This is a genomic window from Haloechinothrix aidingensis, from assembly GCF_013450155.1.
GTDB lineage: Bacteria > Actinomycetota > Actinomycetes > Mycobacteriales > Pseudonocardiaceae > Haloechinothrix > Haloechinothrix aidingensis.
In genome coordinates this window covers 280,991-307,869 of the sequence record NZ_JACCKD010000004.1, presented here as the reverse complement: position 1 = coordinate 307,869, position 26,879 = coordinate 280,991, and the positions used below count along the sequence as shown (strand labels likewise).

Annotated in this window: 20 protein-coding genes and 1 tRNA gene; 10 read left to right on the top strand and 11 right to left on the bottom strand. The window is 67.6% G+C overall.

Annotation, left to right across the window (positions count from 1 at the left end; translation table 11 throughout):
- The first annotated feature begins 263 nt into the window (after positions 1 to 263).
- On the top strand, positions 264 to 461 hold the full coding sequence (locus tag H0B56_RS12885; RefSeq protein WP_180893263.1) for a hypothetical protein: 198 nt from the start codon (positions 264 to 266) through the stop codon (positions 459 to 461).
- 216 nt (positions 462 to 677) lie between these two features.
- On the opposite strand, the gene H0B56_RS12880 is transcribed toward H0B56_RS12885, so the two are convergent.
- Positions 678 to 872: a hypothetical protein gene (locus H0B56_RS12880; RefSeq protein WP_180893262.1), complete on the bottom strand. Its 195-nt coding sequence runs from the start codon at positions 870 to 872 to the stop codon at positions 678 to 680.
- A gap of 87 nt (positions 873 to 959) precedes the next feature.
- Here H0B56_RS12880 and H0B56_RS12875 point away from each other — a divergent pair, with 87 nt between their 5' ends.
- Positions 960 to 3,524: a phage tail tape measure protein gene (locus H0B56_RS12875; protein ID WP_180893261.1), complete on the top strand. Its 2,565-nt coding sequence runs from the start codon at positions 960 to 962 to the stop codon at positions 3,522 to 3,524.
- 688 nt (positions 3,525 to 4,212) lie between these two features.
- Here H0B56_RS12875 and H0B56_RS12870 read toward each other — a convergent pair.
- The 9 genes from H0B56_RS12870 to H0B56_RS12830 form a co-directional block, all read right to left on the bottom strand.
- Positions 4,213 to 4,404, bottom strand: coding sequence for a hypothetical protein (locus tag H0B56_RS12870; RefSeq protein ID WP_180893260.1), 192 nt, complete (start codon positions 4,402 to 4,404; stop codon positions 4,213 to 4,215).
- Position 4,405: 1 nt separating this feature from the next.
- The gene (locus H0B56_RS12865) at positions 4,406 to 5,107 is read right to left on the bottom strand and encodes a hypothetical protein (protein ID WP_180893259.1); all 702 of its coding nucleotides are present in this window, start codon (positions 5,105 to 5,107) and stop codon (positions 4,406 to 4,408) included.
- Positions 5,104 to 5,673, bottom strand: a complete 570-nt coding sequence (locus H0B56_RS12860) for an HK97 family phage prohead protease (RefSeq protein WP_180893258.1) — start codon at positions 5,671 to 5,673, stop codon at positions 5,104 to 5,106. The genes H0B56_RS12865 and H0B56_RS12860 overlap by 4 nt, the downstream gene beginning before the upstream one ends.
- Complete coding sequence (locus H0B56_RS23635; protein ID WP_180893257.1) at positions 5,663 to 5,818, bottom strand: helix-turn-helix domain-containing protein; 156 nt, start codon at positions 5,816 to 5,818, stop codon at positions 5,663 to 5,665. Before H0B56_RS23635 ends, H0B56_RS12860 begins: the two co-directional genes overlap by 11 nt.
- Before the next feature lie 575 nt (positions 5,819 to 6,393).
- Positions 6,394 to 7,599 carry a hypothetical protein gene (locus H0B56_RS12850; RefSeq protein WP_180893256.1) on the bottom strand — a complete coding sequence of 402 codons (1,206 nt, stop codon included), beginning with the start codon at positions 7,597 to 7,599 and terminating at the stop codon, positions 6,394 to 6,396.
- A gap of 339 nt (positions 7,600 to 7,938) precedes the next feature.
- Positions 7,939 to 8,100, bottom strand: coding sequence for a hypothetical protein (locus H0B56_RS12845; protein WP_180893255.1), 162 nt, complete (start codon positions 8,098 to 8,100; stop codon positions 7,939 to 7,941).
- A 140-nt stretch (positions 8,101 to 8,240) separates the two neighbouring features.
- Entirely contained in the window at positions 8,241 to 8,522 is a 282-nt protein-coding gene (locus H0B56_RS12840; RefSeq protein WP_180893254.1) for a hypothetical protein, read from the bottom strand.
- Positions 8,523 to 8,930: 408 nt separating this feature from the next.
- Positions 8,931 to 9,860: a tyrosine-type recombinase/integrase gene (locus H0B56_RS12835; protein ID WP_219632697.1), complete on the bottom strand. Its 930-nt coding sequence runs from the start codon at positions 9,858 to 9,860 to the stop codon at positions 8,931 to 8,933.
- A gap of 98 nt (positions 9,861 to 9,958) precedes the next feature.
- A tRNA-Arg gene (locus H0B56_RS12830) sits at positions 9,959 to 10,032 on the bottom strand.
- Between the two features lie 163 nt (positions 10,033 to 10,195).
- Between H0B56_RS12830 and H0B56_RS12825 the strand changes: the two genes are divergently transcribed.
- From H0B56_RS12825 to H0B56_RS12790, 8 genes are all read left to right on the top strand, one after another.
- Entirely contained in the window at positions 10,196 to 10,807 is a 612-nt protein-coding gene (locus H0B56_RS12825) for a class I SAM-dependent methyltransferase (RefSeq protein WP_180893253.1), read from the top strand.
- Between the two features lie 114 nt (positions 10,808 to 10,921).
- A complete protein-coding gene (locus H0B56_RS12820) occupies positions 10,922 to 12,451 on the top strand; it encodes an AMP-binding protein (protein ID WP_180893252.1) in 1,530 nt (509 codons plus the stop codon).
- A gap of 81 nt (positions 12,452 to 12,532) precedes the next feature.
- On the top strand, positions 12,533 to 14,584 hold the full coding sequence (locus tag H0B56_RS12815) for a cytochrome c oxidase assembly protein (protein ID WP_180893251.1): 2,052 nt from the start codon (positions 12,533 to 12,535) through the stop codon (positions 14,582 to 14,584).
- Between the two features lie 147 nt (positions 14,585 to 14,731).
- The gene (locus H0B56_RS12810; protein ID WP_180893250.1) at positions 14,732 to 15,136 is read left to right on the top strand and encodes a single-stranded DNA-binding protein; all 405 of its coding nucleotides are present in this window, start codon (positions 14,732 to 14,734) and stop codon (positions 15,134 to 15,136) included.
- Positions 15,137 to 15,250: 114 nt separating this feature from the next.
- Positions 15,251 to 16,927: an energy-dependent translational throttle protein EttA gene (gene ettA, locus H0B56_RS12805; RefSeq protein ID WP_180893249.1), complete on the top strand. Its 1,677-nt coding sequence runs from the start codon at positions 15,251 to 15,253 to the stop codon at positions 16,925 to 16,927.
- A gap of 27 nt (positions 16,928 to 16,954) precedes the next feature.
- A complete protein-coding gene (locus H0B56_RS12800) occupies positions 16,955 to 19,288 on the top strand; it encodes a tetratricopeptide repeat protein (protein ID WP_180893248.1) in 2,334 nt (777 codons plus the stop codon).
- A 188-nt stretch (positions 19,289 to 19,476) separates the two neighbouring features.
- Positions 19,477 to 24,441 carry an NAD-glutamate dehydrogenase gene (locus H0B56_RS12795; protein ID WP_180893247.1) on the top strand — a complete coding sequence of 1,655 codons (4,965 nt, stop codon included), beginning with the start codon at positions 19,477 to 19,479 and terminating at the stop codon, positions 24,439 to 24,441.
- A gap of 129 nt (positions 24,442 to 24,570) precedes the next feature.
- Entirely contained in the window at positions 24,571 to 25,200 is a 630-nt protein-coding gene (locus tag H0B56_RS12790; RefSeq protein ID WP_180893246.1) for a DUF8010 domain-containing protein, read from the top strand.
- 39 nt (positions 25,201 to 25,239) lie between these two features.
- Here the strand turns inward: H0B56_RS12790 and H0B56_RS12785 are convergent, their stop codons facing one another.
- Positions 25,240 to 26,853, bottom strand: coding sequence for an alpha-amylase family glycosyl hydrolase (locus H0B56_RS12785; protein WP_343063896.1), 1,614 nt, complete (start codon positions 26,851 to 26,853; stop codon positions 25,240 to 25,242).
- Between the last annotated feature and the right edge of the window lie 26 nt (positions 26,854 to 26,879).

Genomic DNA, 26,879 nt, shown 5'->3' with positions numbered 1-26,879 from the left:
GTGTTATACCAGGTGGCGCGGCATGCCCCAATCAGCGTAACCCGAGAATTTCTAGGTGAGGGAGCAAATACCGGGACCGTCCCGAATAGACGGCCCGACACGGTGACTACAGCATCGGCCGGGCCTGAGCCGGAAGGAAGGTTCCGACCCATGTCACAGCCTAATCCTGACCCCGACGCCATCCGGCAACGCCTCGAACAGCTCCAAACCGAGCTGCAACGGCTGCGCGAGCTCGTCGAACAGATCGAGGCGGAGGAGCAGTCATGAATGATGAGTCCCGCCGGTACACGTTCACCGCCCGTCGCCCTGCCGAGGTGGGTGGCGGCAACTGCTCGATCGTGGTGCGCCGCGTCGGCCAGCGGGTCGAGCTGCTGCTGTACGGACTGTGGGAGGCCGCGGCGGTGTTGACCCTGACGCAGGCGGTCGACGTGTCTGAGGCGCTCTCACGGGCGTCTGAGTAGCCCGCAGACGAACGAACGGCCCCCGCCCGGACCTACCGGGCGGGGGCCACGTCGTGCGCAGGTCGACAAGGGTGCGGAATTTTGGCAACTTTGCCAGTATTCCGCAGTCCAGTGCGCCCCGCGCGTGCGCGGGCGCGAGAGGCCACAGCGCCTCCTCGGAATTCTCCGAGGCTTTTCCGGTGATCGCCGAATTACGGGATCCCGTATCGTGGCTGGTCAGGTCTGGTGCTCGAACCTGATGGGGGTGCGGTCGACGGCGTCGGCGAGCTCGTCCAAGTATGTGACCATTTGGCGGATCTGTTCGCGCAGTTCGGGCTCGGGCTGGGCCAGCGCGTCCTGCATCTGGTCGCGGAACCCGCGCACGGCGGTGCCGATCAGCATTTCGCCGGGCACGTGGTCGGGGACCGTCATTCCCACCCCCTGTTTGTTGAGGATCGTGGGTCTCTACCGATGGTAACCTACTGGTAGTAAGCCTATTCGGCATCGGCAGGGGACCCCATGGCTCAGACGAACCTCACGTTCGACATTTTCGCTCGTGACCGGACGAAGGGTACGTTCGGGAAGCTCGGTAAGGAAGCTGGCGCGGTCACGTCGAAGTTGAAGGAGTTCGGGAAACGCGCCGCTTTGGCGGGGGGTGTCGCTGCTACCGCGTTCGGCGTTAAGGGTGTGCAGGGTTTCTTGCAGTTCGATGACGCCATGAACCGGTCCCTGGCGATTATGGGTGAGGTGTCGGGGCCGATGCGGCGGAAGATGGAGTCCGCCGCGCGTGAGGTGGGCAAGACGACCCGCATGTCCGCCAGCGAAGCCGCCGAGTCGTATTTCTTCCTCGCCAGTGCTGGGTTGGATGCGGAGCAGTCCATCGGGGCGATGCCGCAGGTGGCTTCGTTCGCTCAGGCCGGCATGTTCGACATGGCGACTGCCACGGATCTGGCGACGGACGCCCAGTCCGCCCTGGGGATGGCCAGCGATGATGCGCAGGAGAACATCTCCAACCTCACCCGGGTCACCGATGTGTTGGTGAAGGCCAACACGCTGGCGAACGCTTCGGTGGAGCAGTTCAGCCAGTCGTTGACGCAGAAAGCCGGTGCGGCACTGCGGAATGTGAACAAGGACATCGAGGAAGGTGTCGCCGTTCTCGGGGTGTTCGCTGATCAGGGCATCAAGGGCGAACGCGCCGGCACCGCGTTGACGGCTGTGCTGGAGCAGATGCAGCGGCAGGCGATCAACAACAAGGAGGAGTTCGAGGAACTCAACGTCGAGATATTCGATGCCGACGGGAACATGCGCAACATGGCCGGCATCGTCGAAGACCTCGAATCCGCTTTGGGTGGCATGTCGACCGAGCAGCGCAAGGCCGCCCTGGAGCAACTCGGCTTCAACCGGCAAGCGTTGAACGGCATCCAGGCGTTGATGGGCAACTCGGACGCCCTCCGCGAGTATGAGGGCGAACTGGAGAACGCTGGGGGCACTGCCCAGTCCGTGGCGGACAACCAGATGGAGAGCTTCTCGGCGAAACTCGACGTGCTCAAGTCTAGAGCCGCCGATGCCGGCTTGGCGCTGGGTAAGTCCCTGGTCGAAGGCGCATTCGAGGCTGGCGAAACCATCCAGGAGATGGCCCGCATCTTCGGCCAACTCCCCGAATCGGTGCGGACCGGCATCCAGGCCGTGGCTGGACTGTCGGTTGCGGTCCCGGTGGTGGCCGGGGCAGCATCCAAGATCAAAGGCACGCTCAGGGGCATATCAGCGGCGTACGCGAGCATGGGAACCGTAGCCAAAGGCGCAACCCTCTCGCTCGGCGGGATCGGTCTCGCACTGACCGCCGCCACCACCGTCCTCGGCATCTTCGCCACCGCCAAGGCGGACGCGAAAGCCCGCGTCGAGAAGTTCCGCGAAGCCATCGAAGCCGACTCCGGCGCGCTGCGGGAGAACTCCCAAGCCGCCATAGCCAACGAGATCGCCACCAGCGACCTCGCCGAGAACGTGCAGAAGGCGGGGCTCGAGTTCGGCACCGTCGCCGACGCCATCGCCGGCAGCGATGAGGCGATGCAGTCCATCAAGGAGCACCAGCGCGACCTCAGCGACGAACTCATCGAACTCACGAGCAAGAACGAGCTACTCACCGAGTCCGAAGCCGCCCGCGTCGAAGAACTCAAGGAACTGATCGGCACCTCGAAACGCGTCGCCGACGACACCCGCAAATACAGGGGCGAGATGTCCACCGCCCGCGAAGAGTACGAGATCGGGCAGAAGGTCCTCGAAGCCACCACCGAAGCCCTGGGCGACAACGCCAACGCGAACCTGTCCGCCGCCGACGCGCAGCGCCAGTACGAGTCAGCCGTCGCTGACGCCACCCTCGCCGCCGTCATGAACGGCGAAACCCTCGACAAATCCACCGCAGCAGGCAAAGACAACCGCGCCGAGCTGCAGAACATGGCTACTGCGGCTCTGCAGCATGCCGACGCCACCGTTCGGGACGCGAAGGAGAACGGCAACCTCCGCGACGTGATGCCCCAGGTTCAGGGCAACATGGAAAACGCCCGCGCCGAGTTCATCCGCACCGCGGGGCAGATGGGCGCCAGCGAAACGCAGGCGGAGAAGCTCGCCAACGACCTCGGCCTGATCCCCGGCCACTACACCGCGGACGTCACGGTTAACAACAGCCAGGCGTGGAGCGCTATCCAGTCGATCAAGAACCAGCTCAACAGCGTCGACGGCCGCACCGCACAAGCGGTGATCCGCGCCCAGGTCACCGGCTCCCGCATCACCGGGTTGGCTAGTGGTGGCCCGTTCAGCGACGGGCAAACCTCCCTCGTCGGCGAGGAAGGCCCCGAACTCGTCAAGTTCCGGGGCAACGGCGAGGTTATCCCGCACGACGAAACCAAGCGGATGATGGAAGGCCGCGGCGGAGCAGCCCAACCCAACCCCGCAGCCCCCAAACCCGCACCAGATGTTCACTTCCACTTCCCGAACTTCGTCGGAAACGCCGACGACCTGATGCACACGCTGAGGAAGGAAATCCGCGTCAACGGCGGCGACGTGCAACGAGTCCTCGGGCAGCGGTAGTCACCGGCGCGGCCCATACGGGCGCGGCTGCTCCCGACGGCAGTCTCGGCACGTCAGCTCACCCGCCGGCAGCGACCGGCGAGACGTACACATCAACTCGCCACAGCGACTACACGGCGTGTCCGGACGTCTCGGCATTCTACGGATCCCAAACTCGTGGGGGGAAAAGAGTTCACTGGGCGGGGTCCACCGTCGTCGCAGGTCAGAGCGTTACGGGGGTGCCCCCCACCCCTGACCAGGGGGTTTGTGCTCTGTCGTTGACGGTGTGACTGTTGCTTGTTTCGTTGCTGTGTGTGACTGAGCGTTGTTTGTGCTTGATCGTCTGCTGCTGCTCGGTGTGTCCTGGCGGTCCGGTGCACGGGTGGGTGGGGGGTCCGGTGCGTGACCGTGGTCGGCACGTGGTCCATCTGGGACACCTGGCACCGAGGGGGTGGGGTGTGCAGGGGTGGGGTGCCCCTGTAGTCCTGACCCCATCCCGAGGTGCCGGTGGGGGTCGCGGAGTACGGCACCCACCGGGGAGTTGGCCCCGCACCTGCGCCGGTGGAACGTTGCCCCCTTTTCCCCGGCGTCGGGGTAAACCCCTTATTGCCGGCCTCGGCAGGAAGGGTGCCCGGATTGTGGGTGCCCCTGTGTGTTCGCGGGTGCCCGTGTCTCAGCGACGCCTGGGTCCACAATGTGCGCCCACGGGTCAGCTGCGCCGCGCCGCATGCTTGGCGTGCTCGACAAGCTCGATCAAGTAGCTCATGCGCTCGGAATCGAACTGAGCCAGGTACTTGGTGTAGAACTCGCGGGTGTTTGGGTGCAGGTCTGCGGTGTCGAGCTCGAACGTGTCGGCGAGCAACTGCCGCCGCTCGTCGTCGGTCTTGAAATACAAGGTCATGTCAGCCTCCGTATAGGATGTGTGGCACGTATGTGCGGCGGGCGTTTGTGGTGAGGGGGTCGCCCGGTCTAACGCTCAGCCCGTTCTTCATGCGGGCCTGATTCATGGCGACCTTCTCGGCGGTGTTGGCGCGGACCTTGGCTTCCTGCGCCCGGTCCCGCTGGATCATGAGTTGCTCCAACCGTTCCTCAGCCTCGTGCAGCTCTTTGGTAGCCTTCTTCGTCTCGCGGTTGGCGCGCACGGTCCCGTCGATGTATCCATCCCCCGTGTGACGCTGGGTCTTGAGACGCAGGCCGTGCACCTCACTACGCGCATCGTTGAGGGCTTGCTCGATCGCCTTGAGTGCCTCGGTCGCGTCGGCGGTGGCCTGCTGCGCCGCGAGAAAATCCTCGTCCTCCTCGACAGCCTGGTCCGCCGGATTCTTCGTGGGGTACACAAGCTGCTCCCGAACGAGGCCCTTGGCGTTGCAGTAGTACGCTTCGGGACCTTTGTCGGGGCGGGGTTTGCAGATGACGCTCCCGCCGCCGCAGTGGGGGCACAGGTCCTTGGTGCGCCCCGTCATTGCTTTGTTCTGTGCGTCGTTGCGCATGGTGGTCTCTCCGTACAGTTCGCTATCGACTTCGCTTGCCAGGCGGTTCAGGGCTTCGACGCTCTCGTCGAGCTGATGCCTCAAGAACACCAACTCCTCCTCGTCCTCGGTCATGTGAATGCACCTGCCCTTATCGCGGCGAGTTCGGCGCGCCGCAGCTGCTCGATCCGTTCGTGCTCGGCAGCGTGACGCGCGGCCGTGGCGAACACCTCGTCGTTGTCTTTAGCGGTGACCGTCCGGGTGCCGACACCGGCAGCCAACGCCACCGGAGAGGCCTCGTACACGTCGAGCTTCTTGAGGAAGTTGACCCGCTTGCCCTGAAACTCACCCGCTTTGGCGTCCAGCACCCGAAACCCGTACGACCAACCGGCCAGCGGCCCGAGCGACTTGACGACCTCGAACGCTTCCCGCCCGTGGGCGACATCCAAGAAAAATTGCGCGTCAACGCGGGCTTCTTTGCTGGTGGTTCTCACGACACCCTTACCGACAGGCAGTGCCCCGTGCGTGACCGACGAATGATTCCACGGGGAGATGACCACCTCCGAGCCGGGTGCGATAGCTCCCGGCACGGTCACGTCACCATCCTTGTCTATCGTATTGAACGTCGCGATCACGGCGACAGCCTCGCCTTGAGCGGCGTTTTTGACCTCGAAGCCCCCGAGCATTGCTTTATGCGGCACTGTCGCCTCCTGCACGTTCTACTTCGGACCTGGGGATTCGCTTACACCCGCCTACGTCGACGGTCCGCAGCCGGTTTTGGGTGACCATGCGGCGGACGGTCCTCGGTGACACCCGCAGCAACTCGGCGGCCTCGGCGTACGTCATAACTACAGGTTGCGGCCGCGGCCCCGGCTCGTCGAGTTTTGGCCGCGACAGGCCGTCGCAGGCCGCAAGAGCGTCAGTCAACTCCGCCAGCGCACCAGGGAACGGCACCCCCGACCGCCGGCACCACTTCCGGTGATCGCAAAGAGCCTTGAGAAGGTGTGAGACAAGGGGGGCGGTCATGATGCCCCCCACGGTTCGTTTCGGCGCCTGCGACGCTCACAGCGCCACTCAGTCCTCGAAATACGCTTCTTCTCGCAGTCGACGCAGCGGGGGTCGCGGTGCCCCGGCGGCAGAACATCAGAACATATCAGGCAGCGGGGATGAACTCGGCGGACGCTAGTCATGTCGACGCTCCCTTCGGGACTCCCGCCACACCACCGCGCGGATAGTGACGGCGACCGTGAGCAACAACAGAGAAGCGATGAGTAGTGATGCAGTCATACTCGGTCTCCTATCTCTCGGTGGTCCTGAGTGGTCCTGTCTGGTCCTGGGACCACCCAGGACCGGTGGTGTGAGAGTGGTCCTGTGGTCCCCGGTCCTTTAGGACCGGACCACAGGACCACCCACCGGGACCACTACGGGACCGTGTACCGGTTCGACCCACCAGGACCACTCCCTTTGACTAGTCGGCGATCCATCACGAGCCGTTCGAGCGCGTTCAATGTGGGGTCGGTGCCGTACCGCGACCGGGCACGTATCTTGCGGCCGGTCGCGTTGTCGCCTTCGTCAATCAGCGCCTGAACCACTCCGAACACGTGCTCGTCGGTCTCGGCGTGCGGGTCGCGTTCGGTCTCGGGTGACTTCTCGGCCGGTTCGGTGAACGCCAGCTCCAGGTGGTGCTTCCACGACCGGTCATCGTCGACGATGAGTGACCCCATGTAGGTCTTGCTCGGGGTTCGGGTGGCTTGCCCGTTCCTACGCAGATGGCCGGGACGGTCTTTGTTGACGAACACGTGGCTGCATCCGCGTTGACCCCGCCCGAACGGTTCGGCGTTGTCCAGCAGGATCAACGATCCCGTGATGGCGTTTCCTTTGTGTACGCTGCCGAGGGCGTATCGACCGCGGTTCTCCCGGTCCTTGGTGACGTGGTCGGCACCGACTACGGCGGCCCCGACTGTGGTGGCGGGTTTGACCAACCGGCGCCGGAACATGGCCGCCCCGGTCTCGTCTCTGATCTCGTGGTTGTGCAGCGACATGCCTTCGTTAACCCCATCCAGCACCACCAGCGATGGCGCGGGCTCGAGCAGGACGACCATGGCGGCGCTTGTGACGGGCTCGTTGGGTCCGACGAATCGGAGCTTCTCGGCGATCACGTCGTCGTCGACGCCGAGTGTCTGCAACCGTTCGATGGTGTCGGTGGGGTCGGATTCTTCGAAGTGGATATACACCACCCGGTTGCCGGCTTGTAGTTCGGCGGCGACGCTGGCGAGGCAGAACCACGACTTGCCGGATTCCATCTCGCCGATGACGCTGTGTTCTCGGCCGGGGTAGATGAGCTGGAGCCCGTCGGCGCGGTGGAGCCCGACTGATGGTGTCGGGCGCTGCACTTCGCCGCGCAGGTATGGCCCGAGGTCCACCGGTTGCCACGACGAATGCGACACGTGTGTCGCATTCTGCTCGTCGGGTGGCGGCTCGGCCCGGTGCGGCGGTTCGGGATTTCCCGAACCTTCGGGACTTTCCTGCTGGTCGAGCTGCTGTTCGTTCGGGATTTCCCGAACCTCGCCGTCCGGGTCCGGAGTGTCCGGTTCGGCGGAGCCGAGAGTGAAACTGTCGTCAAGCATCAGCGGCCACCGCCTGCGGTGGTAAGTGTTTCCTTCGCGGCAAACTGTCGCCGTTGGCAACGCTTACGGCCTTGAGAATCGGTGGACCCTCCTGCAAGTGATGCCGCTTGTACGTCAACTCCACGACTCCGCGTGAAGCCAGAGTCCGCAGAGCACGTCGCGCGCTCACCTGCTCGGACCGCGACGGCCGCCAGCCGAGTCGCAGACACTCGCTAGGCACGTCTTCACAGCCGCATCGCTTGTCGTGCTCGGCGCGTTGGGCCACGCTGAACACTTCCACACTGCCGTGCTCGTCCAGCTCGGCCAGTGCGGCGCGCATCATGCGTCCCGGTCCCCTGCTCACGTCACCACCCCCTCGGCGAGAACGGCCTCGACGTGCTCGGACAGCAGGCCGTGAGCCCGCAGGTGGTGCCACGCGCGGCGGGCCGCGCTGACGTCGGCGGGTGACTCAGATGTGAGTCGGTCGAGGGGGTCGCGGCGACCGTCGGCGAGCGGCGCCATGCGGTAAGACGCGGCGCGCCGGGCACGGAGACGCGCGGGAATGTCAGACCCTGTAGTACACTCAAGGTTGGTCTTCGTGTCCCCGCTGACCGTTCCGCCCCGGTCGTTTGCCCTGCGGCCGGGGCTTTCTCTGTGTGATGTCACGTCTCATCACCACCCTTACGGGCGGTGCGGGCCTTGCTCGATACGTACGCGAGACGCGCCATGTGTGCCTTGCGAAGCGCTACGGCGCGACGGGTGAGTTCAGGCTCGGTGACTCCCGGATCTTCGGCGAGAATCTGCTCTTTGAACTTTCCCAGCAGGCCGGCCTGCGCTCGCTCGGCGTTCGTCTGACGGTCACTGTCGCGTGACCAGCGGGTGTACGCAGCTTGGCGCGCGCGGAGAGTTCGTTGTTCTGGGGTTAGAGAATTGGCCGCAGCCATAAGGCGTCTCCAGCGGAATAGCGTTACCACGCCACTCCGCTGAGAGCGGCCTAACTCCGGGTGAATGAACGGCTCACCGGCTCACCGGCCCAACGTTCCGGGCTACTGATACGTCATGCTAGCAGTATCATCCGTCGATACGATGATCGGCCGTTCCCGGCGTGGTGAGAAGCTCGTTCAACGTCGTCGCTGATAGTTGCAGATCGGTGCGCTTGCTGTTCTTGCGGCACTCGCGACACGGTATGGATAGCTTTTGAGACGGGTCGATATAGCGCGCTGTCGTTCCGTCCGGTTCCACGAAGTACGTGCTTCCCCGTTGCCGGATTACGAACCCAACCACGTGATCATCTGAGCACCTGAGGCGCACCTTGGTGAAAAGCTGGTCATAGCTGTTCTTTCGACGTCTGCTCACAGTTGATCACCCGGCCTCGCTCGGCGGTGCGCCTCCCGTGCGCGTTCGCTCGCGACCGAAGCGCCGTAACGCGCGAGCATCTGACGAGACCGCCATCCGGCGAGCATCATCAGGTCCTGTTCCTGTCCACCCGCGGCGAGCCAGTTGTGCGCGAAAAAGTGACGCAGCTGGTGCGGGTGAATGTGGTCGATCTTGGCTTGCTTGCAGCGCGACTTCAGCATCTGGCGCACGCCGTCACCGGTCATGCGGCCACGACGCCCCAGCCACAGCGCCGAGATATGGGCGGCGTGGTGCTGCGAGCGCACTCGAAGGTAGCGTCGCAGCGCGGTTCGGGTGCGGTCTCCGAACGGCACCACGCGGGGCCGCTCACCCTTGCCGACAATGAGCGCGGTGTTCTCGGCGAAGTCCAGCGACTCGACTTCCAGCCCAATGAGTTCGCCCACCCGCATGCCAGTGTCGACGAGCAGCCGGATAACTGCGGCGTCACGGCGCTCGGCGTGGCCGGTGCCTTCGCAGGCCTTCAGCAGCGCGCGCAAATCATCAGTGGCCGGTACTGGTGTCGGCTTCTCCGGCACGCTCGGTGGCTCGATCCGGTCGAACGGGTTGCTGTCGATGATCTCTTCGGCGTACAGGTACTTCCACAGCTGTTGCAGCGATCGGTATACCCCGTGCGCGTACTGGGGGGAGAGTGCCTTGCCCGTGCGCCGGTTGGGCCGCTCTAGCAGGTTCGTGAGGTAGTCGCGAAGGTGCTCGCGGGTGATCTCCGGCGCCGTCGTCGGTAGCTCATTGGCTTCGAGGTACTCGACGAGCATAAGCACGTGCCGCCGGTACAGCTTGATCGTGCCGTCCGAGCGGTTCTTGTGGCGCATCTCGGCCTCGAAGTCGCCGAGCAGCTCGCGCAGATCGTCGAGCGATGACGGATCCATGACCAGGATGCTAGCCGTAAAGTTTCTAGTTGTACACCCGACATGCTAGTGCTATTGTTGAGCTACTGCCAGCATTTTCGCTGGTCATGACCGGTAAGTGCCCCCGGCAGGACTCGAACCTGCGACCTAGAGATTAGAAGGCTCTTGCTCTATCCAGCTGAGCTACGAGGGCATGACGGTGCGGCATCCGCGCCGCAACCAACAGCATTTTAACGTCCGGCCTGTGTGTGATCGTCACAGCTAGGGCGTTGCGTTAACCGCTGGTGGTCATCGGCGGGTGTGTCGCTGCCGGGAACGCTGTGCTGGAGTGGGAGCGCCACGAAGGGAGCCATGAGATGAGTCGTTGGGCCGATCAGGTGGGGGAGGGGCACGGTGCCCGGTATGCGTCCCGGTTCGCCGACCTCGCCGAGTCCGGGGTTGATGTGCACGGCGAGGCCCGGTTCTGCGCGTCGCTGGTGCCGGAGGGGTCGCGGGTGCTCGACGCGGGATGCGGCACCGGCCGGGTGGCGGCGTGGCTCGCTGAGCACGGCTACGACTGCGTGGGCGTGGACCTGGATGCCTCGATGCTGGCCGAGGCCGAGCGCAGCACGCCAACAGTGCCGTGGGTGCGCGGTGACCTGGCGACCCTCGACCTCGCCGAACACGGAATCGAGGCAGGCTTCGATCTGGTGGTGGCCGCGGGGAACGTGATCCCGCTCGTCGCGCAGGGCAGCGAGCACGTGGTGGTGCGCAGGCTGGCCGGGCACCTGCGCTCCGGCGGGCTACTCGTCGCCGGGTTCGGTCTCGACGCCGCGCACCTGCCGCTCGCCGAGCCCACGGTGACGCTGGCCGATTACGACACCTGGTGCCGCGACGCCGGTCTCGAGCTGCGGGACCGGTACGCCACCTGGGACGGTGACCCGTACGACGGGGGCGGGTACGCGGTCAGCGTCCACCTGTCCGGGTAGGTCGAAGTCCCCCTATCCCGGTGGTAGCGCGGGTGCGCGGATGGCCAATAGCGTCGGCTGGTACGGCGCCGAACCAGTCGCCCTGCCGACGACCGGACACCGCAGGAGGCCAATATGTTCGTACCGTTCAGCGCTCGCGACTTCCTCGACCGTGCCGTCACCGTCTACGGTGAGCGAACCGGAGTCGTCGACGAACCCGACCAACCTGCCGAGCCGCTCGGTGAGCTGACCTATGCCCGCCTCGGGGAGTACGCGCGAGCCCAGGCCGCCGGGCTGGACGCGCTGGGTATCGGGTTCGGTGAACGGGTCGCGGTCGTCTCGCACAACAGCGCGCGGCTGCTCACCTCGTTCTTCGGCGTGACCGGGTACGGCAGGGTCCTCGTGCCGATCAACTTCCGGCTCTCCCCCGAGGAGATCAGCTACATCGTGGAGCACTGCCAGGCGAGCGCGCTGCTGGTCGACCCCGAGCTGGCCGACTCGGTGGCCGGTATCGACGTACCGCACCGCTTCATCCTGGGCAGCGACAGCGACGCCGAACTGTACCGCTTCGGAACCGAGCCGGAGCCCTGGCAGCACGACGAGCACGCGGTGGCGACCATCAACTACACCAGCGGGACCACGGCCCGCCCCAAAGGCGTCGAGCTCACCCACCGCAGCATCTGGGTCAACGCCACGACGTTCGCGCTGCATGCCGGGGTGACCGACCGGGACGTCTACCTGCACACCCTGCCGATGTTCCACTGCAACGGCTGGGGCATGCCCTTCGCGATGGCAGGTATGGGCGTTCCCCAGATCGTGCTGCGCAAGATCGACGGTGCGGAGATCCTGCGCAGGATCGACCGCTACGGGGTCACCGTGCTGTGCGCCGCCCCCGCCGTGGTCAACGCCGTGCTGGATGCCGCCAAGAACTGGGACGGCGAGATCCCCGGACGCGACCGGGTGCGGGTGATCGTCGCGGGCGCCCCGCCACCCACCACGACGATCGAGCGGGTGGAGTCCGAGCTCGGCTGGGAGTTCATCCAGATCTACGGGCTCACCGAGACGTCACCGCTGCTGACGATCAACCGCGCGCCCGCGGAGTGGGACGGGTTGCCCACCGACCAGCGCGCGGCCAAGCTCGTCCGCGCGGGCGCCCCGGCACTGGGTGTCACGCTGCGGACGTCGCAGTCCGGCGAGGTGCTGGCCCGGTCGAACGTGGTGCTCGAGGGGTACTGGCGGCAGCCGGAGGAAACCGAGAAGGTACTCGGCGACGGCTGGTTCCACACCGGGGACGGCGGTGTGCTCGATGAGGACGGCTACCTCACGATCAGCGACCGCAAGAAGGACGTGATCATCACCGGCGGCGAGAACGTCTCGTCGATCGAGGTCGAGGACACGCTGTTCAGCCACCCCGCGGTGGCCGAGGTCGCCGTGATCGGTGTGCCCGACGACAAGTGGGGCGAGACGATCAAGGCACTCGTCGTCCTGGAACCGGGCGCGCAGGTCACCGAGGACGAGCTCATCCGGCACTGCAAGCAGCGCATCGCCGGGTACAAGGCGCCGACCTCGGTAGAGGTGCGCTCGGAACTGGCCCGCACCGCCACCGGCAAGCTGCAGAAGTTCAAGCTGCGCGAGCCGTACTGGCAGGGTCGGTCCCGTTCCTGAGCACCGGGGTGAGGTGAGCGGGGCCAAAGTCGGGCCAACCCGCCGTACGCGGGTGGTTGTCTCGGTTCTACGCTGCTGAATGTGCCCCTTGAGCAGCCGCGATCCGCGGAGGAAGCGCCCGCGCCGGCACGGCGCCCGTCCAGCGCCCTGCCGTTGCTCGCGGCCGGTGTGGTGCTCGCCACGTTCGTGGCGATCGGCCTCGTCGCGCTGACCGGGGTCGCCGACTACTCGGTCCTCGGTATCGAGGGCCCGGAGGTGCTCACCGGCTACGGCACGGTCGTCACCCGGCTCCTCGCGGACATCGCGGCCGTGGTGTGTATCGGTTCGCTGCTGCTGGCGACGTTCCTCGTCCCGCCGCAGCGGACCGGGGTCGTCGGCGCCGACGGTTACGCGGCGCTGCGCACGGCGGGGGTCGCGGCGTGGGCGTGGTTCATCGCGGCCCTGGCAGCCGTCCTGTACTCGGCGGCCGACGCAGGCGGGCGTGGTGCCCACGAGATGTTCGACGCGACGGTGCTCGTCGGGCTCGTCTCCGCGGTCGAGCAGCCGAAGGCGTGGCTGATCACCGCGTCGATCGCGCTGGTGGTCGCGTTCGGCTGCCGCCTGGCGCTGAGCTGGCAGTGGACGGCGTTGCTGTTCCTGTTCTCCATCACCGGCCTGCTCCCCGTGGCGTTCACCGGGCACTCCGCCAGCGGCGGGGCGCACGACCTCGCAACGGACAGCCTGGTGTTCCACCTGGTGGCTGCAGCGCTGTGGGTGGGAGGGCTCATCGCGGTGGTGGCTCTCGGCTGGCGCCGCAGCCCGCACATCGGATTGGCCGCCCGCCGCTTCTCCTCCGTCGCGCTCGCCTGCTGGATCGCCATGGCGCTGTCCGGGCTGGTCAACGCGCTCGTGCGGGTCTCACCGGCCAGCATCCTCGAGACCCAGTACGGGTTGCTGCTCATCGGCAAGGTGACCGCCCTCGCCATGTTGGGCGTGTTCGGTCACCAGCAGCGCAGCCGGGCCGTGCGTGCCGTGGTCGAGCGTGGCGACCGGCGTCAGCTCCTGCAGCTGGGCGGGGTCGAAGTGCTGATCATGTTCGCCACCCTTGGCCTGTCGGCTGCGCTGTCGCGCACTCCCTACCCGGCGGAGGGCACGGAGGAACCGGGCACAGCCGAGGTACTGATCGGTTACGAGCTGAACGGGCCACCCACGCTGTCCCGCCTGCTGTTCGACTGGCGCCCGGACCTGATCTACGGCACGCTCGCGATCGCGCTGGCCGTGCTCTACCTCGCGGGCGTGCGCAGGTTGCGCAGGCGCGGGGACCCCTGGCCGGTGGGCCGCACCGTGGCATGGCTCAGCGGCTGCGCGTCCATCCTGATCGCGACCTCCTCGGGGATCGGCCGCTACGCCCCCGCGATGTTCAGCGTCCACATGGGCCTGCACATGATCATGTCCATGGTCGCCCCCATCCTGCTCGCACTCGGTGGCGCGGTCACGCTCGCGCTGCGGGCATGGCGGCCGGCTGGCAAGGACAACCCGCCCGGGCCGCGGGAGTGGCTGCTCACCCTCGTCGAGTCGCGCCTGGCCAGGGTGCTGACGCGGCCCGTGGTGGCGCTGGTGCTGTTCGTCGGGTCGTTCTACCTGCTGTACTTCTCCGGCCTGTTCGACTTCGCGCTGAATTACCACTCGGCCCACGTCGCGATGAACGCGCACTTCCTGCTTGTCGGCTACGCGTTCTTCTGGCCGCTGATCGGTATCGACCCGGCGCCCAGGCGGCTCCCCGCGCTCGGCCGGTTGGGTGTGATGTTCGTGTCCGTGCCGTTCCACGCCTTCTTCGGCGTGATCCTGATGAACGCGACCACCGTCGTCGGGCGCGAGTTCTACAACAACCTCGGGCTGCCGTGGGTCACCGACCTGCTCACCGACCAGCAGCTCGGCGGCGGGATGGCGTGGGCGCTCGGCGAGATACCGGTACTGCTGGTCTTCACGGCGCTGATGGTGCAGTGGGCGCGTGCCGACGCGAGGGAGGCCAGGCGCATCGACCGGCGTGCCGATGCCACCGACGACGAGGACCTGGCCGCCTACAACGCGATGCTGCGACAGCTCGCCGCGCAGGATGGCAGGCAGCGTCACGGCGGTGACCGGAACGCGTGACCCGGCTCGCGCGGTCCCACTGACCCGAGCTGTCCACACCGGCCGGTGCCATCCACTGATCCGCGCCGTGCCACCCGTCGCCGGCTTTCCGGTTACACGCTGGAAGTGACGTCACATCCGCGGAGAGCGAAGCGAGAGGTGAGTGACATGGCGGTGGGCGAGACGATCCTCGGTCTCAACGGCACGATCGGATCCGAGCTGCACAGGCGCGTGGCCGAGGACGGTACCGAGTCGGTCGGTTTCCGCCTGGTCAGCACCGAACGGCGGTTCGACAAGGAACGTGGCGAGTGGGTCGACGGCAGGCGCTGTGTGATCTGGGTGACCTGCTGGCGCAGGTTGGCAGCCAACGTCTGTGCCTCCCTGTGCAAGGGCGACGCGGTCCTGGTCACCGGCAGGCTCTACACCCGTGAGCAGGACGCGGGCGATGTCCTGCAGCAGACTGCCGAGCTGGATGCCTTTGCGGTGGGGCCGAATCTCGCAAGGGCAACGGCGCAGCTCCGGCGCCGCCGGGACTCCGGTCCGGGCCGCGCACAGCTGCCTGCCGCGGCGTGAGGGGCCGGTATGGCCGCCGGGAACGTGACTACACAGGGTTAACCGGAGGCTTCGTTGGCGCAAGCGGGCACACCGCCGTCAGGTCGCTGAGGCGACGGCTCTACGATCGCGGGCATGGCCGAGTTCATCTACACCATGAAAAAGGTGCGTAAGACCGTCGGGGACAAGGTCATCCTCGACGACGTCAGCACCGCGTTCTACCCGGGCGCCAAGATCGGCGTCGTCGGGCCGAACGGAGCAGGCAAGTCCACCGTTCTCAAGATCATGGCAGGGCTCGACAAGCCCAGCAACGGGGAAGCGTTCATCCAGCCGGGGGCGTCGGTCGGGATCCTGCAGCAGGAGCCACCGCTGAACGAGGCCAAGACCGTGCGCGAGAACGTCGAGGAAGGCCTCGGCGAGATCAAGGTCAAGCTCGACCGGTTCAACGAGATCGCCGAACAGCTGGCGACCGACTACACCGACGAGCTCATGACCGAGATGGGCAAGCTCCAGGAGGAGCTGGACCACGCCGACGCCTGGGAGCTGGACTCCCAGCTGGAGCAGGCGATGGACGCCCTGCGCTGCCCTCCGGGCGAGGAGCCCGTCAACCACCTCTCCGGTGGGGAGCGTCGCCGGGTCGCACTGTGCAAGTTGCTGCTGTCCAGGCCCGATCTGCTGCTGCTCGACGAGCCGACCAACCATCTCGACGCGGAGAGCGTGCTGTGGCTCGAGCAGTTCCTGGCGAACTACCCGGGAGCGGTACTCGCGGTCACCCACGACAGGTACTTCCTGGACAACGTCGCGGGCTGGATCATGGAGCTCGACCGCGGCAACGTGATCGGCTACGAGGGAAACTACTCCACCTACCTGGAGAAGAAGCGGGAGCGTCTGGACGTCCAGGGCAAGAAGGACGCGAAGCTCGCGAGGCGGCTGAAGAACGAGCTCGAGTGGGTGCAGTCCAACGCCAAGGCGCGGCAGAGCAAGTCCCGCGCGCGGCTGGAGCGCTACGAGGAGATGGCCGCCGAGTACGAGAAGACGCGCAAGCTCGACTTCGAGGAGATCCAGATCCCGCCGGGGCCGCGCCTGGGCAACGTGGTCGTCGACGTGGACGACCTCAAGAAGGGATTCGGCGACACCACGCTGATCGACGGCCTGTCGTTCAAACTGCCCCGCAACGGCATCGTCGGCGTGATCGGCCCGAACGGTGTCGGTAAGACGACCCTGTTCAAGACCATCGTCGGCCTGGAAGAGCCGGACTCGGGTTCCGTCAACGTCGGCGACACCGTCAAACTGTCCTATGTTGACCAGGCTCGCGCCGGGATCGATCCGGACAAGACCGTGTGGGAGGTCGTCTCCGACAGGCTCGACTACATTCACGTCGGCCAGGTGGAGATGCCCTCGAGGGCTTACGTGAGCGCGTTCGGTTTCAAGGGTCCCGACCAGCAGAAACCGGCCGGGGTGCTCTCCGGCGGTGAGCGTAACCGGCTCAACCTTGCGATGACGTTGAAGCAGGGCGGTAACCTGATCTTGCTCGACGAGCCGACCAACGATCTCGATGTGGAGACCCTTGGCTCGCTGGAGAACGCGCTGGAACAGTTCCCCGGCTGTGCTGTGGTCATCTCGCACGACAGGTGGTTCCTTGACAGGGTGGCGACCCACATCCTTGCGTGGGAAGGCACCGAGGAGAACCCGGGCAAGTGGTTCTGGTTCGAAGGCAACTTCGAGGGATACGAGAAGAACAAGGTCGAACGGCTCGGGGTCGACGCCGCCCGGCCGCACCGGGTGACGCATCGGAAATTGACCAGGGATTGACGCGGGCAACGACCGAGCGGAGGGCGCGTGGCAGCCAGCAAGCACAGGGCCGGCAGTCGACCTGCCGACCCGACCTCGCAATCGGATCCGGAAGCCGGTCCCGTCGAGGCGCTCCTCGACCAGGGAACGCGGCTTCGCCTGCGCGCACCCGAGCTCGCGATGGTGTGCGGCGAGCGGGCCGCATCCCTGGCCGAGTCGGCCGACATGGAGCGCCTGTGGATACACGCCGAGGCGCTTGCTGTCTTCGCGCGCGTCCGTCTCGGTCACCGCGCCAGCGTCGTCGACCGTGCGATGGCTGCGCTACGCGCAGCCGAGGCAGGCGGGCACCGTGACCTGATCGCGCTGCTGCGTACCGACCTCGCGCTGTGCTCGCGCAGCATCGGCGTGCCGCTGACCGGTTTCGCCGCGTTGCGGCCCGTGCTCACCACGCGGGATACGGCACCGGCGGACAGGGCTGTCGCGCTGATACAGCTCGTGGGCTGCCTCAGCGCGTTGGGGCGCCGTGGTGCGCTGGATCGCGCGCTCAACGAGGCCGGGGAGCTGGTCGACAACGACGCCTCCCTCGACGAGGACGGTCGGCTGACCCTGCACGCGGCGATCTGTGGGCGGACCGCGGCGCACCTGCGCCGCCACGGCGACATCTCGGCGTCGGTGGACTTCGCGCGCCGCGGACTCGACACCATCGACGGGCTCAGCGACTCCTCCGCCGACGGGGGGCAGCTCGGTGTGCGGCTGACCCTGGAACTGACCTGCGCGTTGCTGGACTCCGGCGCACGTGACGACGCGGCGGCTCTGGCCGAGCCCGTGCTGCGTGAGCCGCCACGGGCAGCGGCCATCTCGCCGATGGCGTGGCTGCGGCTGGCCGTGGCGACCCGCATCCACCTGCCGTCCGGTTCCGCCGAAGCCGCGGCCGCGTTGGTTCGGGAGGCGTTGTACTACGCGAGGCGGCACGATCTGCACGCCGTCGTCGCCCGGTTGTTGCACGAACTTGCCCATATCGAGCAGCAACTCGACCGGCCGAGCGAGGCGGTGCACTGCCTGCAGGAGGCCCGCATCGCCGAGCACTCCTACATCCGCGCGCGCAAGCAGGCTTCCGCGTTGCTGACCGGGGAGTTCGGCAGGGGCGAGCATACGACGGTGGATATCGAGAGCCTGCTGAGCTCGGCACATCCCCAACATCTCACCCCGGGACGCAGGGCGGCCACCCAGCAGGCCCAGCCGGACCGGCAGGCGCAGCAGGCGCAGCAGGCGCAGCAGGCGCAGCAGGCGCAGCAGGCGCAGCAGGCGCAGGCCACCCCGTTCCCGGCCCAGACGCGCAGCGCCGCCGGTTTCGCCGCTGCCCGCGCCGCTCAGCCCGGGCAGGACCGGCAGCAACCCGGGCAGGCAACGCCGGCCGCCCAGGCCGGGCAAGGCGGGCAGGCAGCGGCGTACACGCAGCCGGGCGGTACTCACGGTCCGCGATGGCAGGACGCGGCAGCCCAACACGCGGCAGCCCGACAAGCTGGGCCCCAGCACGCTGGGGGGCAGCACGCGGGGGGCCAGCACGCGGGGTCTCAACAAACGGGCGGCCAGCACCCTGTACCGCCGTACAGGCAGGGGCGTGAGCCGCAGGGCCCCGCGCAGCCGACCCACGCGGCACCCCCTGGTGGTGCGCCCGAGACGGATGTTCCCGCGGCGTCGGTGGGCTCCGGCGATCAGGAACGCCAGCACAGCGACAGTTCCGCGACGGCACGGGACGTACTGGCGCGGCTCGGCGTGCACGTGGGCAGCGGGGGAAGCGGCGGAAGGCGCAGGGCCGACGACCGGGCAGCCGACACCGAAGGTGAGTCGGGGTCCCCGCGTGATCGCGGCCCCGGGTACGCGACCGCTGGACCGCCCGGTCAGGGCGGTACGGCGGACGGTTCCACGGGTTCGGGCGAGTCTCCCTTCGCGTTCCCGAGATTGCGCGTGCCGGAAGGTCTGGAGCCCCCTGGTAAGCAACAGGAGCCGATCGACGGGACAAGCAGGCACGGCGACACGGCAACCCCGTACGACCAGGTAGGCGATGCCGGTCTCGCGTCATTCGGCTCGGACCCGGCCCCGCGGCACACCGCCGCAGGCGGCGCGGCGGCCGACGACCCTGCCGAGCAGGATCAGCAGAACTTCGACGGGATGGACAGCTTGCTGGAGGTCTTCAGCAGCTGGCGAGCCGGCTCAGGGGGTGCTGGCAGCGAAGGGCCCGGCTACGGGCACGGCGGCCGGGAAGGTCGTGCGGTGCCGTTCCGCGGGGCCGCCGAGCAGGGTTCCGAGCGTACGCGGGGGACGAACGGTCGGTCGTTCGGACCGAGATCGACAGGGGGACGTCACCGCGGCGACGCGTGAGCGCCCGCGGGCGTCCGTGTTGCCCTCGACGTGGCTCGTCCGGACGCCTGGTCACACGCCGCACGAGGCGGAGTCTGCGTGCCGGGGCACGGTTACCGGCATGCCCGGTGGTGCCCGCCGGCAGCTAAGGTGACCATGGATGTGACGCACATCGCGTCCGTGTCGAGGGAAGCGGGGAGTTGCCTGGTATGAGCACGGCGGGAGTTTCGGACCGGTCGCGGTCGACCGGCGACGGCGCCACGCGAGAGGTCAACCCGGAGCGGCAACGCGACGACCTGATCGAAGCGGCAGCGGGGCTGGCACCGGACATCGCCGATCTCCTCCGGCTGTACTACCGGCACGTCCCCGCCGAGGACATCGGCGGGGACGAACCGGCTGATCTGGTGGGGGCGGTGCGCGCGCACCTGCGGCTGGCCGACCAGCGGGTGCAGGGGCGTCCGGTGATCCAGATCCTCAACCCGGACCCGGACGAGAGCGACTGGTCCAGCGAGGCCACCGTGGTACAGATCGTCACGGACGACATGCCCTACCTGGTCGACTCGGTCGCCGCCGAGCTCGCCCGCACCGGGGTGGAGGTGCAACGGATCGTTCACCCCATCGTCGTCGTGTCCCGCGACGTCACCGGCACGCTCACCGAGGTTCTGCCCCGCGCGGACGCGGACGCACCGCCCGAGGGCACCCAGGCCGAGTCGTGGATGTGCATCGAGCTCGACCGTATCGGCGACGTATCGCGAGCGAGCGAACTCGAAGGCCGCCTGGACTCGGTGATCAACGACGTGCGCGAGGTCGTCGAGGACACCGAGCGCATGGCCGAGACCGCTCACGGCCTCGCCCAGGAGCTGGAGACGAGCCCCCCGCCGCTGCCCGAGGCCGAGGTCTCCGACGGCTCGGAGTTGCTCCGGTGGCTGGTCGACGGCCACTTCACCTTCCTCGGGTACCGCCGGTACGAGGTCGTCGCGGACCCCGGCTCGACGCGGGGCGAGCCCGCGTTGCGCGCCGTGCTCGCCAGCGGACTCGGCGTCCTGCGCCAGGACAGCATCGCCGCGCGCAGCCTCACGGCGGGACCGGACATGGCCGAGACCGCGCTCGCGCCCACGTTGCTCGTGCTGACCTCGGCAAGTGCTCCGTCCACTGTGCACCGGCCTGTGCACCCGTACTACATCGGTGTCAAGACCTTCGACTCCGATGGCAATGTAAACGGGGAACACCGCTTCCTCGGCATGTTCACCACCTCCGCGCTGCACGCCGACGTGCTGGATATCCCCGTCATCGCGCGCATGGTGCGGGAGGTCATCCACAGGGCCGGGTTCCCGCTGGAGTCGCACTCGGGCCAGCGCATGCTCGAGGTGCTGCAGGAATGGCCGCGTGCCGAGCTGTTCTCCACCGACATCGACTCGCTGTACACGATGGCCACCGGCGCGATCACGCTTGCGGATCGCCGCAGGCTGCGCCTGTTCCTGCGTAAGGACCCCTACGGCCGCTTCTACTCCTGCCTGGTGTTCGTGCCGCGGGACCGTTACTCGACGCGGTCGCGCCAGGCCATGCAGGACGTGTTGCGGCGGGAGCTGGGCGGCACCAAGGTGGAGTTCGCCACCCGGCTCGGCGAGGCGATGCTCGCGCAGGTGCACTTCACCGTCTACACCGACAGCGCGGGAGATGTCGAGCCGGACTCCGTGCGGATCCAGGAACAGCTCAACGAGGCGGTACGCAGCTGGGAGGACCGGCTGGTCGAGGCGATCCTGCAGGAGCGGCGTGATCAGGGTTACCACGGCCAGCCACACGGCGAGGAGACGGCCAGCGAGCTCGGGCAGCGTTTCGCCGCCCGGTTCCCCGAAGCGTACAAGGAGGACTTCGACGCGGCCGACGGCCTGGCCGACCTCCGTACGCTGGAGAGCCTGTCCGCCGAGCACGACGTCACGATGTGCTTCTACGTTCCGCACGGAGCCGCCCGCGGGGAGAGCCGGTTCAAGATCTACCTGCTGGATGAAGGCGTGACGCTGTCCAGCCTGCTCCCGATGTTGCAGCGGATGGGCGTGGAGGTCGTCGACCAGCGGCCCTACGAGATCCACGGCGACGAGGGGAGCCGGTTCTGGATCTACGACTTCGGTCTGCGGATCGATCGGGACGTGTTCGACGCGGTACTGGCCGAGCCCGGGCTGGGCGGTCTGCGGGAGCGGTTCCAGGACGCCTTCGCCGCCATGTGGCACGGGCGGTCCGAGGTGGACGGGTTCAACGGGCTGGTCCTGCGGTCCGGGTTGACCTGGCGGCAGGTTGCCGTGCTGCGTGCCTACTCGCGGTACCTGCGGCAGGCTGGTACGCCCTACTCGCAGGCCTACATCGAGGACGCGTTGCTGGCCAACAGCGCGATCGCCACGGAGCTGGTGAACCTGTTCGAGGCCAAGTTCGCCCTCGGCGTCGACGACGAACGGCGTACCGTGACCGTCGAGGCCCGTCGTGCCGAGATCGCCGGCCGCATCGATGCCGTGTCCAGCCTGGACGAGGACCGCATCCTGCGCCGTCTCCTCACGGTGATCACCGCGACGTTGCGCACGAACTACTTCGTTACGGAGACCGACGGCTCACCCCGGTCGTACGTGTCGTTCAAGCTCGATCCCCAGACGATTCCCGACCTGCCGGAGCCGCGGCCGCGGTTCGAGATCTACGTGTACTCACCCCGGGTGGAAGGTGTGCATCTGAGGTTCGGGCCGGTCGCGCGCGGCGGGTTGCGCTGGTCGGACCGCAGGGAGGACTTCCGCACCGAGGTCCTGGGACTCGCCAAGGCCCAGGCGGTCAAGAACGCCGTGATCGTGCCGGTCGGCGCCAAGGGCGGCTTCATCGTCAAGCGCCCTCCCGCCTCGAGCGGGGACCGGGCGAGCGACCGCGAGGCGTACCAGGCCGAAGGGGTGGCGTGCTACCGCATGTTCATCTCCGGCCTGTTGGACCTTACCGACAACCTCGAGGAGGGACGGACCGTCCCGCCCTCGGGAGTCGTGCGCTACGACGGCGACGACAACTACCTCGTGGTCGCCGCCGACAAGGGCACGGCGACCTTCTCCGACATCGCCAACGAGGTCTCCGCCGAGTACGGCTTCTGGCTGGGTGATGCCTTCGCGTCGGGCGGCTCGGCCGGTTACGACCACAAGGCCATGGGAATCACCGCCAAGGGGGCGTGGGAGTCGGTGAAACGGCACTTCCGCGAGCTCGGCGTGAACACCCAGTCGGACGACTTCACCGTCGTCGGGATCGGCGACATGGGAGGTGACGTCTTCGGCAACGGCATGTTGCTGTCCGAACACATCCGGCTGGTGGCCGCGTTCAACCACATGCACGTCTTCGTCGACCCCGACCCGGACCCGGCGACCTCGTTCGCCGAGCGCAGGCGGTTGTTCGACACGCCACGTTCCACCTGGGACGACTACGACCGCTCGTTGATCAGCGAGGGGGGTGGGGTGTTCAGCCGTAGCGCGAAGTCGATCGAGGTCACCCCGCAGATGCGCGCGGCACTCGGCCTCGACGACGACGTGCGGCGGCTGGCGCCGACCGAGCTGATCAGGGCCGTCCTGCTCGCCCCTGTCGACCTGCTGTGGAACGGCGGCATCGGCACCTACGTGAAGTCCTCCCACGAGTCCCACGCGGATGCCGATGACAAGACCAACGACGCCGTGCGCGTGGACGGCGGCGAGCTGCGCGTGCGGGTGGTCGGCGAGGGCGGCAACCTCGGGTTGACCCAGCGTGGCCGGATCGAGTTCGCCCGGGCCGGCGGCAAGATCAATACCGATGCGGTGGACAACTCGGGCGGCGTGGACTGCTCCGACCACGAGGTCAACTTCAAGATCCTGCTGGAACGGCTCATGGAATCGGGGCAGCTGGCGCGCGCGGACCGTGACGCGTTGCTGGAGTCGATGACCGACGATGTCACGGACCTGGTGCTGGCCAACAACTACCGGCAGAACAAGGTGCTGGGGATCAGCAGGCAGCACGCCGCGCCCATGGTCTCGGTGCACCAGCGGCAGGTCAGCTACCTCGAGTCACACGCGGGGCTGGACAGGGAACTCGAGGCCCTGCCGAGCAACGAGGAGTTCAAGGAGCTGGACAAGGCCGGGTGGGGACTGACCTCGCCGGAGCTGGCGAGCCTGCTCGCGCACGTCAAGCTCAACCTCGAAGACGAGCTGCTGGCCAGTGAGCTTCCGGACCAGGAGGTGTTCGCGCGCAGGCTGCCCGGCTACTTCCCGGAGGAGCTCCGCGCCCGCTTCGGCGACGCGATCTACACGCACCCGCTCGACAGGGACATCGTGACCACCCTGATCGTCAACGAGGTCGTCGACGGCGCGGGGTTGAGCTACGCGTTCCGGTTGAACGAGGAGACACACGCGAGCGCGACCGATGCCGTACGTACCTTCGCCGTGGTGACCGCCGTGTACGAGCTGCCGCAGCTGTGGCAGCGGATCGACGAGCTGAACAACGTGGTGGCCTGTGACGTGACGGACAGGCTCGTGCTGGAGACTCGACGGCTGCTCGATCGAGCCTCCAGATGGTGGTTGACCAACCGCCCGCAACCGCTCGCGGTCGGTTCCGAGATCAACCGTTTCGCCGGAACGGTCGCGCGGCTGGCCCCCAAGGTGCCCGGCTTCCTGCGGGGTAGTCATGCGGAGTCGTTGCGGACCGAGCGCGAGCAGCTGGACGAGTGGGGTGTCCCCGGCGACGTCGCCGACCGGGTGTCGCTGCTGCTGCATGCCTACGGCCTGCTCGACATCACCGAGGTGGCCGAGCTCGCCGAGCAGGACATCGACATCAGCGGGGGACAGGGTCCGGAGGAGACCGCCGAGCTCTACTACGCGCTGTCCCACCATCTCAACGTCGACTCGCTGCTGACCTCGGTGAGCCAGCTGGAGCGGGGCAACCGGTGGCATGCGCTCGCCCGGTTGGCGCTGCGTGACGACATCTACTTCTCGCTGCGGGCCATCACCCTGGACGCGCTGCGCAGCAGCAACCCGGGCGACCCTGTGGACGACAAGATCGAGCAGTGGGAGACGGTGAACGCGTCCCGGCTGTCCCGGGCACGTGTGGCGCTCGACGAGATCAACCGCTCCGGCAGGCTCGACCTGGCCACGTTGTCGGTCGCCGCGCGCCAGATGCGCAGCATGGCCGGATAGCCCACCGTGTCGGGTCGTTCGGCACCCCGTGTCGGGCAGTGAGGCACCCCGTGTTGGGGAGGCATGGTGCCCAACGACCCGACACGGGGTGCCCGATTGCCCAACACGCCCACGCGTACGGTTGTTGACGTGACGAAGTTACAAGTTCCCGACGTCGCTGAGCGGGAGAGCCTGGGCACGTTCGTCGCGCGGCTCGTCCGCCTCGACGGGCAGGCCGTCGTGCGCCTGCGCGCGCGTGGCGACGGCGTCGTCGACGCGTGGGCGAAGACGCCGTTCGACGTGCTCGCCACCCGCAGCGTCGTGGGTGAGGTCGATCCGCGCGACCTCACGGTCTCCGGTAACGAGCTGCTCGCGGCACTGTCGGTGGCCGGTGGCGAGCTGATGAACCCTGGCCGCCCCCAGGACCTGATGTGGCGCTCCGAGCTCCCCGGCGGGGCGGAGTTCCGGTTCGTGGAGGAACTGCCGGTGCACGTCGTCACCGGCGTCACCGAGCGCGGTCTCGGCGTGGCCCGGGAGAACCTCGGCCCGAAGGGCACGCCGCCCACGTCGCTGCTCGATCAGGAGGTACTCACCGTCAGCGACGAGAACACCGAGCTCAAGATCTCGCTGCGGTGCCTGTTCGCGCTGGCAGGCATGGGCTTCACCGGTTCCGAGGACGATCGCGTTCGGGTCAGCGCCAACAGCGGGTGGCTGCGTCTGGACGCCCGCTACGGCGCCGTGCTGCGCCAGCGCCGTAGCCTGCTTCCCCTGCTGTTCTGAGCGTAGTCCCGAGCCGGTCGTCGGGGGCGTAGCCGGGCCTTACCGGATCCACGCCGCGGCGTCGGTCGGCAGCGTGCCGTCGGTGACCGCGGCACTGGCCAGCAGCACCTCCCCTTCGGGAAGGGGCACCGGTGCGCCGCTGGCATTCAGCACGCACACCAGGCCGCCGCTCCTGCGGAACGCGAGGCACCCTGCGGGAGCTGTCGACCATTCGAGCGTGCCGTCGGTGGAGTCGAGCACGGTGCGCCGCAGCTCGATCGCCGAGCGGTACAGCGACAGGACGGAGTCCGGGTCCTCCAGCTGGGCCGCGACGGTGCGGTCGGACCAGTCAGCAGGCATCGGCAGCCAGGCCTGTTCAGCTGCGGAGAACTCGTACGGCGGTTCCGTGCCCTCCCACGGAATCGGAACCCGCGCGCGGTCCCGCCCCCGCGCGTCGGTGCGGGTACGCGTCATCGGGTCGGCGAGCACCCCCGGAGGGAGATCCACGTCCGGCAAGCCGAGCTCTTCGCCGTTGTACAGGTACACCGCACCGGGTAAGGCGAGCTGGACCAGTGCCATCGCCCGCGCCCGGCGATCCCCGGCCGCACCGCCGCCGTACCGGGTGACCTGGCGGGACAGGTCGTGACTGGCCAGTGTCCATGCCGGCAACCTGCCCGCGCGGCCCGCGGCGTCGAGGGTCCGGTAGATCGCCTCCTGGATCGCGTCGGAGTCGAACGGGGCCTGCGAAAGCAGGAAGTTGAACGCTTGCTGGAGCTCGTCGGGAGCGAGGTACCGGGAGAACCGGTCCTCGTCGAACGTCCAGACCTCACCGATCGCCATCCGGCCCGGGTAGTCGTCGAGTACGGCCCGGATGTGGCGGTGGATGTCGTGCACCCCGTCGTTGTCGAAGCGCGGGTCGAAGTAGGCGCTGGTATCGGCCGACTCAGCCGCCCGCGGGTCCATGTTCTCGAGAGCGGCCGGCTTGGCCATGCCGTGCGCGACGTCGATGCGGAAGCCGTCCACGCCACGGTCGAGCCAGAAGCGCATGGTGCGTGCGAAGTCCTCACGAACCTCGCTGTTGTTCCAGTTCAGGTCCGGCTGTTCGGGTGAGAACAGGTGGAGGTACCACTGGGAGGCTTCACCGGCCGAGCCGTCGCTGATCTTGCTCCATGCGGGCCCGCCGAACGCGCTGACCCAGTTGTTCGGCGGCTGTTGCCCGTCCGGGCCGCTGCCGGACCGGAAGATGTAGCGGTCCCGTTCCGGGCCGGCTGCCCCGGCCGCGCACGCTTGCACGAACCACTCGTGTTGGTCGCTGGTGTGGTTGGGCACCAGATCGATGATCACCCGCATGCCGTGGGCATGGGCGTCGCGCACGAGCGCGTCGAAGGTGTCGAGGTCTCCGAAGACGGGATCGACCGCGCGGGGGTCGGCCACGTCGTAACCGCCGTCGGCCATCGGTGAGACGTAGAACGGCGTCAACCACAGTGCGTCCACCCCGAGCAGTTCAAGGTAGCCCAGGCGCGAACGGACGCCGTCCAGGTCGCCGATCCCGTCACCGTCGGAGTCGGCGAAAGATCGAACGTAGACCACGTACACGACGGCGTCCTGCCACCAGGCAGCCTGCCGGTCGGTCTCCGTGGACGCCTCCTGGCGTGACTCCCGGGTCGCCTCCACCACGCCAGGCGAATCGCTTCTCACCC